The 16,721-nt window shown below is 50.3% G+C and carries 18 protein-coding genes; 13 read left to right on the forward strand and 5 right to left on the reverse strand.

Annotation, left to right across the window (positions count from 1 at the left end; genetic code table 11):
- Positions 1-2: 2 nt before the first annotated feature.
- Entirely contained in the window at positions 3-482 is a 480-nt protein-coding gene (locus ACRQV7_RS05560) for a DUF6530 family protein (RefSeq protein WP_444659757.1), read from the reverse strand.
- Between the two features lie 231 nt (positions 483-713).
- Entirely contained in the window at positions 714-1,559 is an 846-nt protein-coding gene (locus ACRQV7_RS05565; RefSeq protein WP_444659758.1) for a YitT family protein, read from the reverse strand.
- A gap of 203 nt (positions 1,560-1,762) precedes the next feature.
- Between ACRQV7_RS05565 and ACRQV7_RS05570 the strand changes: the two genes are divergently transcribed.
- From ACRQV7_RS05570 to ACRQV7_RS05585, 4 genes are all read left to right on the forward strand, one after another.
- On the forward strand, positions 1,763-2,170 hold the full coding sequence (locus ACRQV7_RS05570) for a Fur family transcriptional regulator (protein ID WP_444659759.1): 408 nt from the start codon (positions 1,763-1,765) through the stop codon (positions 2,168-2,170).
- Between the two features lie 24 nt (positions 2,171-2,194).
- Positions 2,195-2,737 (forward strand): NADH peroxidase, encoded by a 543-nt coding sequence (locus ACRQV7_RS05575; RefSeq protein ID WP_275716738.1) that lies wholly within the window; start codon positions 2,195-2,197, stop codon positions 2,735-2,737.
- Between the two features lie 269 nt (positions 2,738-3,006).
- Positions 3,007-4,257, forward strand: coding sequence for an NAD(P)/FAD-dependent oxidoreductase (locus ACRQV7_RS05580; protein ID WP_275716736.1), 1,251 nt, complete (start codon positions 3,007-3,009; stop codon positions 4,255-4,257).
- Between the two features lie 10 nt (positions 4,258-4,267).
- Positions 4,268-5,848 carry an NAD(P)/FAD-dependent oxidoreductase gene (locus tag ACRQV7_RS05585; protein ID WP_444659760.1) on the forward strand — a complete coding sequence of 527 codons (1,581 nt, stop codon included), beginning with the start codon at positions 4,268-4,270 and terminating at the stop codon, positions 5,846-5,848.
- An 84-nt stretch (positions 5,849-5,932) separates the two neighbouring features.
- On the opposite strand, the gene ACRQV7_RS05590 is transcribed toward ACRQV7_RS05585, so the two are convergent.
- Positions 5,933-6,433, reverse strand: a complete 501-nt coding sequence (locus tag ACRQV7_RS05590; protein WP_444659761.1) for a superoxide dismutase family protein — start codon at positions 6,431-6,433, stop codon at positions 5,933-5,935.
- A gap of 565 nt (positions 6,434-6,998) precedes the next feature.
- On the opposite strand from ACRQV7_RS05590, the gene ACRQV7_RS05595 reads away from it, so the two are divergent.
- Positions 6,999-8,117: an aldo/keto reductase gene (locus ACRQV7_RS05595; RefSeq protein WP_275716730.1), complete on the forward strand. Its 1,119-nt coding sequence runs from the start codon at positions 6,999-7,001 to the stop codon at positions 8,115-8,117.
- A gap of 96 nt (positions 8,118-8,213) precedes the next feature.
- Here the strand turns inward: ACRQV7_RS05595 and ACRQV7_RS05600 are convergent, their stop codons facing one another.
- Both ACRQV7_RS05600 and ACRQV7_RS05605 read right to left on the reverse strand, forming a co-directional pair.
- Complete coding sequence (locus ACRQV7_RS05600) at positions 8,214-8,744, reverse strand: ferritin-like domain-containing protein (RefSeq protein WP_038323497.1); 531 nt, start codon at positions 8,742-8,744, stop codon at positions 8,214-8,216.
- A gap of 223 nt (positions 8,745-8,967) precedes the next feature.
- Positions 8,968-9,183: a hypothetical protein gene (locus ACRQV7_RS05605; protein ID WP_444659762.1), complete on the reverse strand. Its 216-nt coding sequence runs from the start codon at positions 9,181-9,183 to the stop codon at positions 8,968-8,970.
- Between the two features lie 210 nt (positions 9,184-9,393).
- Between ACRQV7_RS05605 and ACRQV7_RS05610 the strand changes: the two genes are divergently transcribed.
- From ACRQV7_RS05610 to ACRQV7_RS05645, 8 genes are all read left to right on the forward strand, one after another.
- Entirely contained in the window at positions 9,394-9,612 is a 219-nt protein-coding gene (locus tag ACRQV7_RS05610; protein WP_275716725.1) for a hypothetical protein, read from the forward strand.
- 358 nt (positions 9,613-9,970) lie between these two features.
- Complete coding sequence (locus tag ACRQV7_RS05615) at positions 9,971-10,840, forward strand: PHP domain-containing protein (protein ID WP_444659763.1); 870 nt, start codon at positions 9,971-9,973, stop codon at positions 10,838-10,840.
- A 29-nt stretch (positions 10,841-10,869) separates the two neighbouring features.
- On the forward strand, positions 10,870-11,871 hold the full coding sequence (locus ACRQV7_RS05620; protein ID WP_444659764.1) for an ROK family protein: 1,002 nt from the start codon (positions 10,870-10,872) through the stop codon (positions 11,869-11,871).
- Between the two features lie 23 nt (positions 11,872-11,894).
- The gene (locus tag ACRQV7_RS05625; RefSeq protein WP_444659765.1) at positions 11,895-13,127 is read left to right on the forward strand and encodes an MFS transporter; all 1,233 of its coding nucleotides are present in this window, start codon (positions 11,895-11,897) and stop codon (positions 13,125-13,127) included.
- A gap of 74 nt (positions 13,128-13,201) precedes the next feature.
- On the forward strand, positions 13,202-14,653 hold the full coding sequence (locus ACRQV7_RS05630) for a sensor histidine kinase (protein ID WP_444659766.1): 1,452 nt from the start codon (positions 13,202-13,204) through the stop codon (positions 14,651-14,653).
- Positions 14,646-15,338 (forward strand): response regulator transcription factor, encoded by a 693-nt coding sequence (locus ACRQV7_RS05635; protein WP_275716715.1) that lies wholly within the window; start codon positions 14,646-14,648, stop codon positions 15,336-15,338. Before ACRQV7_RS05630 ends, ACRQV7_RS05635 begins: the two co-directional genes overlap by 8 nt.
- Positions 15,339-15,463: 125 nt before the next feature.
- Positions 15,464-16,063: a phosphatase PAP2 family protein gene (locus ACRQV7_RS05640; RefSeq protein WP_444659767.1), complete on the forward strand. Its 600-nt coding sequence runs from the start codon at positions 15,464-15,466 to the stop codon at positions 16,061-16,063.
- 5 nt (positions 16,064-16,068) lie between these two features.
- Positions 16,069-16,683: a DedA family protein gene (locus ACRQV7_RS05645; RefSeq protein WP_444659768.1), complete on the forward strand. Its 615-nt coding sequence runs from the start codon at positions 16,069-16,071 to the stop codon at positions 16,681-16,683.
- Positions 16,684-16,721: the final 38 nt, after the last annotated feature.

Below are 16,721 nucleotides of genomic sequence, written 5' to 3' on the forward strand. Positions count from 1 at the left end.
TTCTAATACCCCATGTCCTTCAGAATGCGCGCAAGCGTTTTCAGGCGTTCGCTTAAAAACTCATCGTTGTTGCTGAGCACCTGTGAGAAAAGCCGGATATCCTCGTCGATCATCGGGTTGTCCGTACAGACGGAGACGGTCATGGCGTCGCCCTGCAGCCCGATGCGGTCGATGGTGGTGTGCTCCGGGTCGTACAGCTTTTCAAAGCGGTAGGCTTCCGAAAAATACTGCTTTGCCCGGCAGATCAGAATGGCGAGGTCGATCACGCGGTGCAGCGGCAGCTCTTCCGACTGGCGCGACCATTTTTCGCCCGTATAGCGCCATACCTTTGCGGAAATGTCCACCTTGCCGCGGTCGTTCCATTGCGCCAGCCCCAAAGAAAGCCCCTTTGTGTCGGAATGGTAAGCGCTTCTTCCGTCAATGTTTTCATAATTTTCCGATACGATCACGGGCTTGTGCTTCAGTGTCGCAGGAATTTTCATAACCTCACCTCATAAATTTACAGCATTTCCAGTTGATTCTGCAATAAGGTTACGTTCTTCCCCCGCCGAAGGCGGGGGGAAGAACGTGTTTTGTCTCACAGACAGAAATGGAATTGTTGTATTGAATTAGTAAATTAGTAAATTACTAAATTAATAATAGATCAAAATGACGGAATTGTCAATAAAAAAGCGAAACGGAAATCTTCCGCTTCGCTTCCGCAGGATTTTCTTTCAGCCGTGAAAGCCTTTTCCGATGATTTCGCTGGTGTTGGAAATCAGGATAAAGGCGTCGGGCTCCACTTTTTTGATGTACCGCCTGAGCTGTACCGCCTGTGGACGGCGCATGGCGGTGAAGATGATATATTTGTGCTTGTGGGAAAAAGCCCCCTGCGCGTCGCAGACCGTAGCGCTTCGTTTCAGTTCGTTCACAATGTAATGGCAGATGATCTCCGGATTGGAGCAGACCACGTTAAAATATTTGGCGAGGTTGATGCTTTCAATCACATTGTCAATGACCAGCGATTTGGTCAGCAGGCCGACGGTGGAGAACAGGGCGGTTTTGATGTCGAACACAAAAAAGGCGGACAGGGTAATCAGCACGTCGCTGTAAAACAGCGTGTGCGCAATGTCGGAGGTGGTGTGTTTTTGCATGATCAGGGCCGCAATGTCGGTACCGCCGCTGGAAGCGTCAATGTTGAACAGCAGGGCCGAGCCGAACGCGGGCAGCGCCACCGCGAATATCAGCTCCAGCATCGGCTGGTCGGTGAGCGGCTTACTCATTGGACAAAAGTGCTCAAGGCCCGAAAGACACAGGGAAAGCAGCAGGCTGGAATACACGGTTTTAACGGCGAAATTTCTCCCCAGAAACAGAAAGCCCAGAATCAGGAGCACCACGTTCAGAATCAGGTTGACGGTGCCGGGCGAGATGGGGGTGACCCTGCCGAGAACGACCGAAAGGCCGGTCACGCCGCCAAAGGTGAAATTATTCGGAAATTTGAAGAAATAGACGCCCGCAACAATTAACAGCGTGCTGACCGTAATATAGAAATATTCTTTGATAATCGTCCCGTATTTCATAAAAATCCTCTTCCGATATTTCTCTTTTTCAAATCCATTGCTTATTGTATCAGAAAACAGGCATAAATCAACCGATAATGATAATTTCCGCATCAATATTTTCAATTATTAAAAATATTTTTGTAAAACCACTTTACAATCCGAAAACAGTATGTTAATATATAAAACAAGAACAGTAATCATTACTAATTGTGGAGAGCGGTATGGAAAAGAAACAAAATTACAGCAGAAAACGCGAAGCGATTTTAAATGCGATCAAAAGCACGTCCATTCATCCCACGGCGGAATGGGTGTATCAAACGCTGAAGCCGGCCTACCCGGACCTGAGCCTTGGTACGGTCTACCGCAATCTGGCCCAGTTTAAAAATGACGGGGTCATTGTCAGTGTGGGAACGGTGAACGGTCAGGAACGGTTTGACGGAAATACGGAACCGCACACGCATTTTATTTGTTCCTCCTGCGGTGCTGTGATTGATATTCCCGGCGAATTTGTCCCTGCGGCGGTCAAAGATGCAATTGCCAAAGAATATTGCGTCGCTGTCGATTCCACGGATGTTCAGTTTCACGGACTGTGCTCAGAGTGCTTAAAAAGGCAGACGCCTTTAGAATAAATATTTAAATATGGAGGATTTAAGATGAAGAAATTTGTATGTTCCGTATGTGGTTATGTTTACGAGGGCGAAGAAGCCCCTGATTTTTGCCCGCAGTGCAAGGCTCCCAAGGAGAAGTTTGTAGAGCAGAGCGAGGAAGCCTCGTTTGCCTGCGAGCATGAAGTCGGCATCGCAAAGGGGATCGACAAGGAAGTTTACGACGGGCTGGTTGCAAACTTCAACGGCGAATGCTGCGAAGTCGGCATGTATCTGGCAATGTCCCGTCAGGCCGACCGTGAGGGATACCCCGAAATTGCCGAAGCGTTTAAGAGATACGCACTGGAAGAAGCCAACCATGCTTCCAGATTTGCGGAACTGCTCGGTGAAGTCGTAACCAACAGCACCAAGAAGAATCTTCAGATGCGCGCGGATGCTGAAGCGGGCGCCTGCTCCGGAAAGCTCGATCTTGCGAAGAGAGCGAAATCGCTGAATTACGATGCGATCCACGATACCGTACATGAAATGGCAAAGGATGAAGCCCGCCACGGCGCCGGCTTCAAGGGCTTGCTCGCAAGATATTTCGGCTAAGCTGTTATCCTTCCCTGAATATTCATAGATAACCGGCGCGGTTCTTTTGAGCCGCGCCGGTTTTGTCGTCTTTTATTCTAAAGCTTTGGAATATCCGTCAAAAATCCTGAGAAACTTTTGTCAGGACCAATCAAATGCAGATCCACAGCAAGGAAGAATCCGATCACGGAATGCTTTCAAACAGCTTGCCATTTGCCCGTAAAATGCCTTATACTGTAAGTAACTTTTGCCGAATGCCCGAGCGGGTCCGGCAGTTTTAGGAGGATATCATGGATTCTTGCGATATTGCCGTCATCGGCGGGGGAGCGTCCGGCCTGATGGCCGCCGCGGCCGCGGCGGAGGAATGCGGACGGATGCATATTCACGCGAAAACAGCGGTGCTGGAAGCCAATCCGCGCGTTGGAAAAAAGCTGCTGGCGACCGGGAACGGGCGCTGCAACCTGACGAACAGGAACGCCGGCATCGCGCATTATCACGGGGATACCGGCCTGGCGGCGCCTGTTATCAATGCCTGTCCCCCACAGAAGATCATCGACCGCTTTCTGTCTTTCGGCCTGCTTTGCAGGGAGCTGGACGAGGGCCGTGTTTATCCGAACAGCCTGCAGGCTTCCGCCGTTCTGGACGTGCTTCGGCTGCAGCTGGAGCGGATGAAGGTGGAAACCGTCTGCGATTTTCCCGTTGTTTCGGTCAGAAAATCCGCGTCCGGGTTTGAAATTTCCTCGGCGTCCGGACAGATTCGCGCAAAGCGCCTGATTCTGGCCTGCGGAGGAAAGGCTTATCCGCAGCTTGGCTCCGACGGAAGCGGGTATCAGATCGCGTCCTCTCTGGGCCACAGCGTTACGAAGCTGTTTCCGGCTCTGGTTCAGGTAAGAACCGATCCCCGCCTGGCGAAACCGCTGAAAGGGGCGCGCAGCGCGGCGGCGGCGACTCTCCTTCTCAACGGCAAACCCGTGAAAACCGTCAGCGGCGAGGTTCAGTTTACCGAAAACGGGCTGTCGGGTATCTGTATTTTTGAGCTTTCCCGTCTGGTGGGGGAAGCCGGTACCGGCGGAAAAACGGAGATCTCGCTCGACCTGCTGCCGGAGTATTCCGTTCAGCAGATCGTTTCCATGCTCAAAGGCAGAAAAGAAGGGCCGGAAACGCTGCCGACGGGCGATCTTTTGGGCGGATGCGTCCATAAGCTGGTAGGGCGGGAGGTGGTCCGGGCCGCGCTTTCCCGGGTGCCGGAGCGTGCCGCACAGCTGAAGCAGGCGGAGCTTGTTTCCGTTGCCAACCGGGTCAAGGATTTCCGCTTTGACGTTTTGGGAACGCTGTCCTGGAAGGACGCCCAGATTACGGCGGGCGGGGTCCCGCTGGGGGAGATGGACGAAAATCTGCAATCTAGGCCGTGCCCGGGTCTGTACCTTGCGGGGGAACTGCTGAACATAGACGGCGACTGCGGTGGCTTCAACCTTCACTGGGCGTGGAGCTCCGGAATTACCGCGGGAAGCGCCGCCGCGCGTTCCTTATTAAAATTGTAGAGGGGAAACCATGTATCGAATTTCTGAAATCAGCGTGAAGCTGGATGGAACCGAGGAGGATTTGAAGCGGGAGGCCGCCGCGCGGCTGAAAGTCGCTCCCGACCGGATCCGTGCCTGTAAGCTTTATAAAAAATCCGTGGACGCGCGCAAAAAGAACGACGTGCATTTTATTTGTACGGTGGATGTGGACTGCGGTCAAAACCACAGCCCTCACGACCCTAAAATTACGGAAGCGCAGCCTTACCGCTACGAGCTTCCCGCCGGAAAACCGCGCGAAATCCGTCCCATGGTCGTGGGCTTCGGCCCGGCGGGGCTTTTTGCCGCGCTGATTTTAGCGCAGGCGGGGCAGAGGCCGGTCGTGTTTGAACGCGGAAGCGCCGTAGAGCGCAGAAAGGAACAGGTCGCCCTTTTCTGGAAAACGGGAAAGCTCGACACGGAAAGCAACGTCCAGTTCGGAGAGGGCGGCGCCGGTACCTTTTCGGACGGAAAGCTGAATACCGGGACAAAGGATTCCCGCGCCCGAAAGGTGCTGGAGGAATTTGTGGCCGCGGGCGCCCCGCCGGAAATTCTGTATCTGGCAAAGCCGCATATCGGTACGGACAGGCTGCCCGGTGCGGTCAAAAATATCCGGGAGCGGATCATTGCGCTCGGCGGAGAGGTGCATTTTGAAACCTGTCTGCAAAATATCCTGATGAAGGACGGCAGGGTGACCGGGGTGGAGGTAAAACCGCGCGGCGGCTCGTCCTATACGCTGGACGCGGACCGCGTCATTCTGGCCGTCGGCCACAGCGCCCGGGATACCTTTGAAATGCTGTATTCCCTGAAGCTGCCGATGGAGCAGAAGCCGTTTTCCGTCGGCGCCCGGATCGAGCACCCGCAGGAGCTGGTCAGCCGTTCCCAGTACGGCTCGTTTGCCGGCCACCCGGCTCTGGGCGCGGCCGATTACAAGCTGGCCGTACACCTGAAAAACGGCAGGGGAGTCTATACGTTCTGTATGTGTCCGGGCGGACAGGTGGTCGCCGCCGCGAGCGAGGAAGGGCGTCTGGTAACGAACGGAATGAGCAATTTCGCCCGGAACGGAAGAAACGCGAACGCGGCGCTGCTTGTCAGCGTCGGGCCGGAAGATTTCGGCAGCGGGCATCCGCTCGCCGGGGTGGAATTTCAGCGCAGGCTGGAAGAAAAAGCGTTTCAGCTGGGGGGCGGGGACTACCGCGCGCCGGTACAGCGGGTCGAAGATTTTCTCAGGCGCGTGCCGTCTAAAAAGATCGGCGGCTGTCAGCCGACCTATCTTCCGGGGGCAACGCCCTGCGGCCTGGACGACTGCCTGCCGGACTTTATTGCCGATTCCATGCGGCAGGGGATTCTTCTGATGGAACATAAGCTGAAGGGCTTTTCTGATCCGGACGCGCTTCTGACCGCGGTGGAAAGCCGCAGCTCGTCGCCGGTGCGCATCCTGCGCGGCGACGGCATGCAGTCCGTTGCCGTGAAGGGGCTTTATCCGTGCGGGGAAGGCGCGGGGTACGCGGGCGGCATTATTTCCGCCGCGGTGGACGGAATCAAGTGCGCGGAGCAGATCGTCAGGGGATGCTGAGCGCGGTCTGCGGGCGGCCGCCCGAAACGATGCGTGGGAAATAAGAACAGGGAGTACGTTCCGCACTCCCTGACAATGAAAATCTTACATGCCGTTTCGTACGATTTGGCCGCATGCTATTTTGTTTCCTGAATTTCCTGACGGCTGGGTTTTGAAATCGTCCGGTGATGAATGGACGATGACGGTACGTCCTATGATTTCGTTCACTGAAAATCTGTCCGTCATAAACGCCATAAAAGCGAATCCGTGATTCCCGAATAACGGGGGCATGTCGCCCGCGTGTGCGGGGTGAGGGCAGTTATTTGGGTTGTAATGCGCTTTCGCGTTGGCAAAGGGGTCCTGAGCGTTTCCGGTACATTGATTTCCTTCGTGAATATGGAATCCGAAGATATCGGCGGGGCAATTCCCCGTGCTGTGGGGAAGACCGTTGATCTGTGTGAGCACGAGAACACCGTCCGCTAACTGATAAAAGCAGACCATACCATTTATATTGGGAAACCCCGGACCGCCTTTCACCATGGCATATGCGGAGGGCGGGCTTTTCAAAATGTTTTGCATTTGATTGAATTGTGGTTCTAAATACAAACGAACACCTCCTGAGCCATTTTATGTTGTTTCTTCCATTCCAGTTAATCCAAACAGAAAAAAGGTTCCCGCCGTCGGCGGGAACCGAAATATCCGGGATTTTCACGGCCATGTTTTTCTTGCTTTCATTATCCCCAGAAGACACCCAAAGACCACAGCGGCGATACAGATTTTAGCCGGATGATTCAGTATGTATAGAAACACCTTAGAAACCAGTTCTTCCAATGCAGAAGCCTCCTTAACATTCTCAGTGTATTGATCTTTTGTGAATTTTTGGTGATGGCTGGATGAATTTATCGGATATCCTTCGCCTCAACATCCGGATTATGAATCTCCATGTCTAAGCCGTCGCTTCAACGGCAGGTATAAAAATTTTCAAAAAAGCCTTGACTTAAAGTTAAGTTTAAGTTGTAGAATCATTCTACAGCAATTCCATTTCAGTTTGCGGGACAAAACACGTTCCTCCCCCGCCGAAGGCGGGGGAGGAACGTAACCTTGTTGCAGAATCAACTGGAAATGCTGTAGGAAAACAGTGTAAGAGTCAATAGGATAAGGAGGAAAATGAATGAATTATCTGGGTAAAGACATTCCCAAACTCGGTTTTGGACTGATGCGTCTGCCGATGCTCGGCAAGGAGGTCGACATCGAACAGACGAAAGCCATGGTGGATCAGTTTCTTGCGGCGGGTTTTACCTATTTTGACACGGCTTACGGTTACATCGGCGGAAAATCCGAGGAAGCAGTCAAAACTGCGTTGGTGGACCGCTATCCGCGTGAAAAATTTCAGCTGGCCACAAAATTGCCCGCCTGGGCAGGTGCAAAGAACGCCGAAGAAGCCAGACAGATGTTTTACACGTCGCTCCGGAGGACCGGGGCGGGGTATTTTGATTTTTATCTGCTTCACAACTGCGGCGGCGACCGAACCAAAGCGTTCGACGATTACGGCATGTGGGATTTCGTGCTCGAGCAGCGCGCGAAAGGACTGATCAGGCACGTGGGGTTCTCCATGCATGACAAACCCGAGGCGCTCGATGAAATTCTCACCCGGCACCCGGAAATGGAATTTGTGCAGCTGCAGATCAATTACGCCGATTGGGACAGCCCCGCCGTACAGTCCGGTAAGTGTTTCGAGGTGGCGAAAAAGCACGGCAAACCTGTAATCATCATGGAGCCGGTCAAGGGAGGATTGCTCGCCAACCCACCCGAGTCGGTGGCGGAGGTGCTGCGCGAAGGGAACCCGGACGCTTCGTTCGCTTCCTGGGCGCTCCGGTATGCTGCGTCGCTCGACCATGTCATCACCGTGCTCAGCGGAATGTCCAACGTCGAACAGATGAAAGACAATCTTGCCACGATGTCGGCCTTCCGGCCGCTGGAACCCTCCGAGCGGGAAGTGATTGCCAAGGCAAAAGCGGCGTTCGACCAGATTCCGGGCATCCCCTGCACGGGCTGCCGGTACTGCACGAAAGGCTGCCCGCAGGAAATCGCCATCCCCGATATCTTTGATGCGATGAACCGCCGGCTTATTTTTGGCAGCCTCGAGATTGCGAAACACGGTTATATGTGGGCAACGCAGGGAGGGAGCGCCGCCAGCGACTGTATCGAGTGCGGGCAGTGCGAATCCGTCTGTCCCCAGCATATCGGCATCATATCCGAGCTGAAGCGCGTAGCCGCAACACTGGAATAATACAATCAGGAATGCTTTCTACAGGCACTTTTATCTTTTCAAAAGCGGACCCGAAATAAAAAAGCCACAATGGAGAAATCCATTGTGGCTGAAATTTTATGTACAATATTTTTCAATCATTTGTGTAATATAATTTTTGTGCAGCTTTTCGTCAACGACGATCCTTGTAAGGATGTTCTTAATATACGGGTCTTCAATAATTTGTATATGGTTTTCATATGCTTCGATGGCGTGATTTTCACCCTCCAAGGCAATTTTCAAGCTTTTGCACAGGTCCTGGCTATAGGAAACACTGTTCGCATTCCAATATCGCTTGTTGGATTTGCTGCTGCCACGAAACTGAGGATTCCCGCCCAGTTTGCGTATTACCGCCGTCAGAATATCCATATGATGCAGCTCCGCAATGGCTATGCGCATGATGACGGCGCCGTAATCTCCTGAATCTTTACCTGCCATGTTATGCTGGTAAAAATACATGCTCATTGCGGTGAATTCCCCTTTTGGACCGGCGAGGTCATCCATCAATATGTTGGCGTAATCCTTGTTGGGAGCTTGAATTCTGATTGGCGGATACGGCGATGAATCGGTATATCCACGGTAGATTACATGATTGCTGGTCACTGCCATGCAAATGCCTCCTATATTCGGATACATCTACATATATATGAGAATGTTCGGCGGTTTATTCAGTGAAAGGAAAATACCGCTGTGACCCTGTCGAATCAGATACCGATGAATTTTTATTGTTTTTTTACTGTTTATGAACCTGCTTCCTTTCGGATTTAGGGTGTCCGGAGATCAGGTTTTATGAAAAAAAGCGGCCCCTGCCGTAAGACAGGAGCCGCGGGAATCAGAAATCATCGACTAACTGCAATCTTCTGAATTCGTAAATGCTTTCCAGATCTTCATAGGAACCATCGTTATATACGGTACCGATATGTAGCAGAGCCGGATTCAATCTGCCGGAATCAAATTGAGAAGGGACAATACAAAATTCAATCAGTTTTCCTTTTCTGGCTTGCATCAGTCTTTTTTCCAATTCATTTCTATCAACAATAATTTTCATTTTGAACATCCTTTCTCTTACGCTTTATCACCCTTTGTGTTCTATGGGGGTCAAGTTTATTATAACAGGAATCATTCTTATTTTGTGGCATAATATGTCGAAGAAGGAAAAACCGCCCTGTATGGGCGGCAAATTGGGAGGATATGAAAAAGAGCGTTGACTTTTTTTATTATTGGAATTATTATAAAAACAGATAGGGAGGGGAATTTGATGGATTCTAACAAAGTCACCGTGATCGCCAACAACACGGCAGAGGGAATGAGCGTGATCGATATAGACATCTTTGTTGGCAGCAGGAATATGCACATTCAAGCAACGAGGAGATTTATTGATGAGATAAATAAAGTTCCTTTCTTGAATGAAGAAAAAATTAAATCTGCCATAACCAGAAAGTATGGAATTTCAAAAGACAATATCTCATTTCGTTAAGTGATTCCGGCGCCGCCAGTTTGGTGGCGCTTTTCTTATTTCAGATAAGGGAGTGATCCCCTCCGATTCTACTTTTGCGGTATCGTGGTTATGTAAAGTAGTTGATGGAATATAGCCTGATGGATAATAAGGGAAATATATTTCCGATTTCATTAGAATAATTGTCAAACAGATGTTTTAACAGACGCCGAGAGTGGTTCAGGCGATTTGAAGCTATTGACTTTCCCAATCACTTGATTTATACTTATTTCATAAGTTATTATATTAGTTATAATAATATGGAAAATATATTTTGGCGGTTCAATCCCTGAGAATATTCAGCGGCGTTCGCTGCTATTAACGATGGGAGGGCAAATAGATGAATGGGTTTCATAATATCGACCTGCATATTCATTCCTGCTACAGCGAAGATGGGGAATACACACCCGCAAAGCTTGTTCAGATGTGCATGGGAGCGGGTGTTACCATCATGGCAATAGCCGATCATAATTGCGTGAAAGGTTCTCAGGAAGCAGTTGAAATAGCAAGACATGAACACTTAAGGTGCTATCCGGCCGTCGAAATTGACTGTACTTATCAAAATACCGATTTTCATGTCCTCGGCTATGATATTCAGCTCGAAAGCCCTGATTTTGAGGCCATAGAACAAAATGTGAGAAGACAGTGTGCCGATGCATCCAAAGAAAGACTTCGGCTGATCAACCGCATGGGCTTTACCCTTACCGAGACGGAGTTGAAAGCGATCACCGCCGGAGGATATTGGAGTGAGCATTGGACGGGGGAGGCTTTTGCCGAAGCCTTACTGAAAAATGAAAAATATCTCGGGAGCGGCATTTTGCGTCCTTACAGGGAGGGCGGCGACCGAAACGATAACCCGTATGTCAATTTCTATTGGGATTACTGCTCGCAGGGAAAGCCCTGTTACGTCGGAATGACCTTTCCCGATATGAGGGATGTAATCGGGATCATACACCGAAACGGCGGTAAATCCGTGCTGGCCCATCCGGGGGTGAATCTGCAGGGCAATTTTGAGAGGATCGATCAGCTGATTTCTTTGGGGCTGAAAGGGATAGAAGTTTACAGCAGTTACCACACCCCCGAAACTGCCCGGTGGTTTTTGAATAAGGCGGAACAATTTGGCTTGTTTGTTACACGCGGGAGCGATTTTCACGGCAAAACAAAGCCAATGGTCAAGCCGGGCTGCTGTGGCGAGGATAAGGTCAGCTGATAAGAAAGGTGATTTTGATGGGAATCAATATGTTGGATATGAAACAAAGCAATGCTCAGACCGTTCTCTGGGATTTATGTTCCTGCAAAACCTCCACGATCAAAGAGATGACGCAGCGGACGGGGCTCAGCTTTGCTACGGTCGGAAACATATTGAATGCTTTTGTGGAAAGCGGGGAAGTGATTCTGGGCGAAATGCATTCTGCTACCGGAGGGAGGCCGTCACAGGCCTATACCTTCAATGCGGAATATGCCCATGTGCTCGCGCTGTCGGCACGGATACGGAACGGAAAAAATGTCATCAGTGCCTGTGTCGGAAATTTGTACGGCGAGATAGTATGGCAGGCGGAACAATCCTTTGACAATGTACGGCTTGCGAGCTTTGAGGCCATGCTGGATTTATCCCTGCGCGCGTATCCGACGATCAGCATCGCCGCCTTCTCCCTGCCGGGGGTCGAGCGCGGCGGCGTTATCCTGACCAATGACTATACAGAATTGGAAGGCGTTTCTTTCACAGAGCATTTTCAGGGAAAATATCATTTGCCTGTGGTCATAGAAAATGATGTCAATGCTGCTGTATTTGGATACAGCAGAAACGTGGAAGTTTCCGTCATTGCGGGAATCTACTTTCCGAAGTGCTTCGGCCCCGGTGCAGGAATCGTGATTGACGGCAAAATCCTGAAAGGAGCTTTTGGATTTGCCGGTGAAGTGTCCCTGCTGCCATTGGGGATCGACTGGCTTTCGATTGACTATGAAAAACCGCAGGAGGCTGGCCCCGCAATATCCAGATTGATCAGCGTTTTCTGCGGCATTGTCAATCCGGGGCATGTCGTCCTGTATGGCGATTTCTTTACCGATGCTTTCAAGAAAACGCTTGAAAGGGAAATCCCCACACAGACGATACGGGAGATATTCCCCTCTGTAATCTATCAAAGGGATTTGGATTCCGATATTACTGCCGGATTAATCGCGCAGGCGGTATCCGCTTACCGGTCCGGGCTGAGAGGACAATTTCAGAAAACGGAATTTTAGCAGATGAGTATAGGAGATTCCAGATGATTTTTTTAGCTTTGATTTATCTCTCGTTTATCAGTTTAGGACTTCCGGACGCCGTGCTTGGTTCCTCATGGCCTATCATGAATATGGAGTTCAGAGTCCCGGTAGGGAACGCGGGATTCGTTTCCATCATGATATCGGCCTGCACCATCCTGTCCAGCTTATTTTCGCATCGGCTGATTCGCCGGTTCGGTACGGGTAAGGTCACGGTCGTAAGCGTCGCCCTGACGGCCATTGCGCTGCTGGGCTTCTCCCTGTCTCCTTCCTTTGCATGGCTGCTGGCCTGTGCTGTTCCGCTCGGCCTTGGAGCCGGAGCGGTGGATTCGGGGCTGAATGAATTTGTAGCCGAGCATTATGAGGCAAAGCATATGAACTGGCTGCACTGCTTCTGGGGCGTGGGAGCCATGCTCGGCCCCGCTCTGATTTCTGTCCTGGCACTTTGGGGGCGCACCTGGAGAAGCGGGTATCTGAGCATATCCATTATCCAGTTCGCTTTGGTTGCACTGCTGGCCTTCTCTCTTCCTATGTGGAAGAAGTTTGAAAGCCCGTCCGCCGAACCTGCGGATGAAGTGCGGCAGGGCAAAGAAAAGCGTAGCCTGCTCATGATGCTTCGGGCAAAAGGTTCTGTTTTTGTTATGCTTTCCTTTTTATTGAATGCCTCGATGGAAGCTTCCATGATGCTTTGGGGAGCCAGCTATCTGGTGAAAATGAAGGGGGTTTTACCGGAAAGCGCGGCCGGATGGGTATCGCTGTTCTTCCTTGGGGTAACGGTCGGGCGTATGGTGAGCGGGTTTGTTTCCATAAAATTAAGCAACGAAGCATTAATCCGTATAGGCACCATCTTTCTGATTGTCGGTTTTGTTTTTATGATCCTGCCTTTACCCGCCGTGTTTGCAATCGGCGCGTTTATTCTTGTCGGGCTGGGGCTCGCACCGATTTATCCTTCCATGCTGCACCAGACGCCCGTCTACTTCGGGAAAGACAATGCACAGGCGGTCATGGGCTTACAAATGTCGTTTGCATACACCGGAAACACTTTCATGGCCCCTCTGTTCGGACAGCTTTTCGCGAACGTTTCCTTTTCGCTGATGCCCTGTGTGCTCCTGGCCTGCGCCGTTGGATTACTTGCCTGCAGGACACACCTGATTTCAATAACCAAAAAGAAATCCTTGGTTCAGGAATCGGAAGACAAGGCTGAGAGTCATGAAGCCGGACAAACGTTGGGATCTTGAATAGTTTATCTGGAGTTTATCATTTCTGTCATCAATTTATGCTATGATAAAATAAATTGGAGGCGGCAATCAGTATGACCATTAAAAAGCGTCTGTTTCTATCTAATTTGTTAATGATCTTAGTCCCTGTCGGAATTACTTTGCTGATTGCGCTGGGAAGCATTGGAGTTATCTGGTACGCGGTCACAAATGGAACGGGTTTGAGCTTTGACGACAGCGAAGATTTTTACCATGCAGGGCAAGGAATCTCTGCCGCTGTTGAAAAGGCGTTAAAAGCGGCCCCGGAAGAACGTCTGGAAAAACTGACTTTGCTGAGCAGTCTGCTTGACCGCGAAGCAATGACATTGACGGTTGAAGCAAACGGTACCAATTACTATCGATACGGAAATGCAAACGCCGCCGACGCTGCTCTCTTGAAAGCTTCAGCCTCGCTTGGAAACGAGGGGACTCTTTCGAGCGGAAACCGCAGCCTTTACGCCCATCAAATTAAAGTTGGAAACGATCATTATCAAATTTTCTTACTGTGCAGTTCCTCAAAATTTTCCAATGCAACTTTAAAAATGCTGATCGTACTGGTTGCGCTTATCCTGGTGTTTACGATTTTCCTCTCAATTCTGCTGACCAATCGTTTTCTGACAAAGTTTGTGTTTCAGAAAATTGAACGTCCGCTGGATATTCTGGCGGACGGTGTGCACCAAATCCGCGACGGCAATCTGGACTTTCATATCCACTATGACAATCAGGATGAGTTTGCATTGGTATGCGCCGACTTCAATGAAATGGCGGCAAGACTGAAAGTATCTGTGGAACAGACTCGGCGGCATGAGGAAAGCCAAAAGGAATTGCTTGCGGGTATTTCTCACGACTTGCGTTCACCGCTTACTTCCGTCCAAGCGTATGTGGAAGGGTTACTGGATGGTGTTGCGAAAACACCGGAAGCGCGGAAAAAATATCTTCTTACCATTAAGGCCAAGGCAGAGGACATTGAGCGGATGGTATCGCAGATTTTTCTGTTTTCCAAAATGGAATTGGATGAGTATCCTCTCCATATGAAAACGCTGCACCTGGACTCTCTGATCGAAGATTTTGTTAAGAACTTTGGAGCAGAGTATGCAACACGCGGATTGAGTCTGGCAGTAAAGCCTGCGCTGGAACCGGCAGCTGTGAATGCCGATCCGGAACAGCTCCACCGCGTACTGATGAATATTGCCGACAACAGCTTGAAATATAAGAACAAAGAAAAGGGACATCTGACTATTGTTTTGCAGAATACGGAGAATTTTGCGATCGTTACATTGACGGACGACGGACCGGGCGTTGCAGAGGAAGACCTTCCGAAGCTGTTTGACACGTTTTATCGCACGGATCCGGCAAGGCGTGATCCGGAGAAAGGCAGCGGCCTTGGGCTTGCCATTGTCGCAAAGGCGGTGCAGCAAATGGGTGGTTCCGTGGAAGCGCGAAACGCTGCGGAGGGCGGGCTTACCATTGCTGTTTCGCTGCCAAAGGAGATTGGAACCGATGAGTAAAATACTGATCGTTGAAGACGATGCAGATATCGCTGCAATCGAGCGGGATTATCTGGAAATCGACCGTTTTGAAGTGGAAATTGCCGCAGATGGGATGACGGGACTGGAACGGGCTTTAAGCGGAGAATTCGATCTGATTCTGCTGGACCTGATGCTGCCGGGTATGGACGGTTTCGCCGTATGCCGAAAAGTCAGGGAAACGCTCGATATTCCGATTCTGATGGTGACCGCCCGTCGGGAGGATATCGATAAGATCCGCGGCCTTGGCCTCGGTGCGGACGATTATATTGAAAAGCCGTTTTCTCCCGGTGTTCTGGTGGCGCGTGTGAAAGCAAATTTGGCCCAATATGCCAGACTGACACATTCCCGGAGAGCTCCTGCAATCGTATCGATCGATACGATTGAGATTCATACGGATACCCACCGTGTTTATGTGGATGGGAAAGAAATCGAACTGAAAAACAAGGAGTATGAGCTGTTGCTTTTTTTCATGCTGAACGTCGATATTGTATTCGATCGGGAAACACTGTATGAAAAAATTTGGGGAATGGATGCCATGGGCGATAACGCGACGGTCGCCGTTCATATCAACCGTCTGCGGGAAAAAATTGAGAAGGACCCGGCCAGACCACGCTACATTCAAACGGTGTGGGGTGCAGGATACCGCTTCGGGGGGATAGCTTAAGCATAAGAGAGACATATAACGCCCGCCCGTACTGACTTAAATCAGTACGGGCGGGCGTCTTTGGGTTCAAATGCATTTAAGTAATAGTTTATCTCCTGTTTAACCGCTGTAAAGCGAAAGTTTAAATGTTGCTGATATACTGTCATCATCAAATGCATAAAGGATGTGATTCGTTAATTTCTTTTGAGCTCTCCCTCCTGGACTTTATCCAGCAGCACCTACGCAGCGGCTTTGGAGATGTGATCATGCCGTTCATTTCCAAACTGGGAGACTATGCGGCAATTTGGCTGATAACAGCGGCCTTTCTGTGCTTCATTCCTGAATACCGGAAGGCCGGCTTCACGATTGTTCTGGCGATTGGAATGACCGCAGTCTGCAGCAACCTGATTCTTAAACCATGGGTTGCCCGCGTCAGGCCGTGCGACGTCACGGCAATTCAACTCCTTGTTCCACGCCCAAATGATTTTTCTTTTCCGTCAGGGCATACCGCTGCTGCTTTCGCGACGGCTTCCGCACTGTTTTTCAGCAGGAAAAGGCTGTGGATTCCAATCGCCATCTTTTCTGTGCTGATGGCTTTTTCCAGACTGTATCTTTACGTGCATTATCCCAGCGATGTTCTTGCCGGAGCAATTCTGGGAATTATTCTGGGCTGGGTTGCCTACAAATTTGCCGACATTGGTTTTACCCTGTGGAATCAAAGGCATTCTAAATGGAATCAGAGGTAACGATTATGCAGGACGGTATCATCTCCATCATTAATAGTTTTGGCTATCTTGGAATTTTTCTTTTGATCTTTATTGAAAATATATTTCCGCCTATTCCGTCGGAAGTGGTGTTGCTGTTCGGCGGGGCTTTGACACTCAGCACATCCATGAATGTTCCGCTGGTTATTGTCTTTGCCACGTTCGGTTCGCTGGCTGGAGCTGTCGTCCTCTATGGACTCGGGCGTATTTTAAAAGCGGAGCGCCTGAAGACTTTGTTTGCCGGTAAATTCGGACAGGTTATGCATCTGAAGCCGGAATATGTGAACCGCTCTACACGGTGGTTTTCCCGATATCAGAACAAGGCCGTATTTATCTGCCGTTGTATTCCGCTGATGCGCAGCCTGATTTCCATCCCCGCCGGATGTAATGAAATGAATATTCCGCTGTTCTTGGTGCTGACTATGATTGGCAGTACAGTGTGGAATACTGCCCTGGTTCTGTCCGGCGCCTTTCTGGGAAGCGCCTGGGAATCTGCTCTGCCATATCTCAGCCAGTATTCTACAGTCGCAGTTATTGTGTGTATCATAGCTGCTTTCGGTTATGCAGCCTGGAAGATTTTCAGAAAAAGGAAGAAATCGTAGAATAGGCAAATACGCGTCTTGCCTTGGCGGCTTGCTGG

Source organism: Caproiciproducens lactatisolvens, assembly GCF_052443335.1.
Lineage (GTDB): Bacteria > Bacillota > Clostridia > Oscillospirales > Acutalibacteraceae > Caproiciproducens.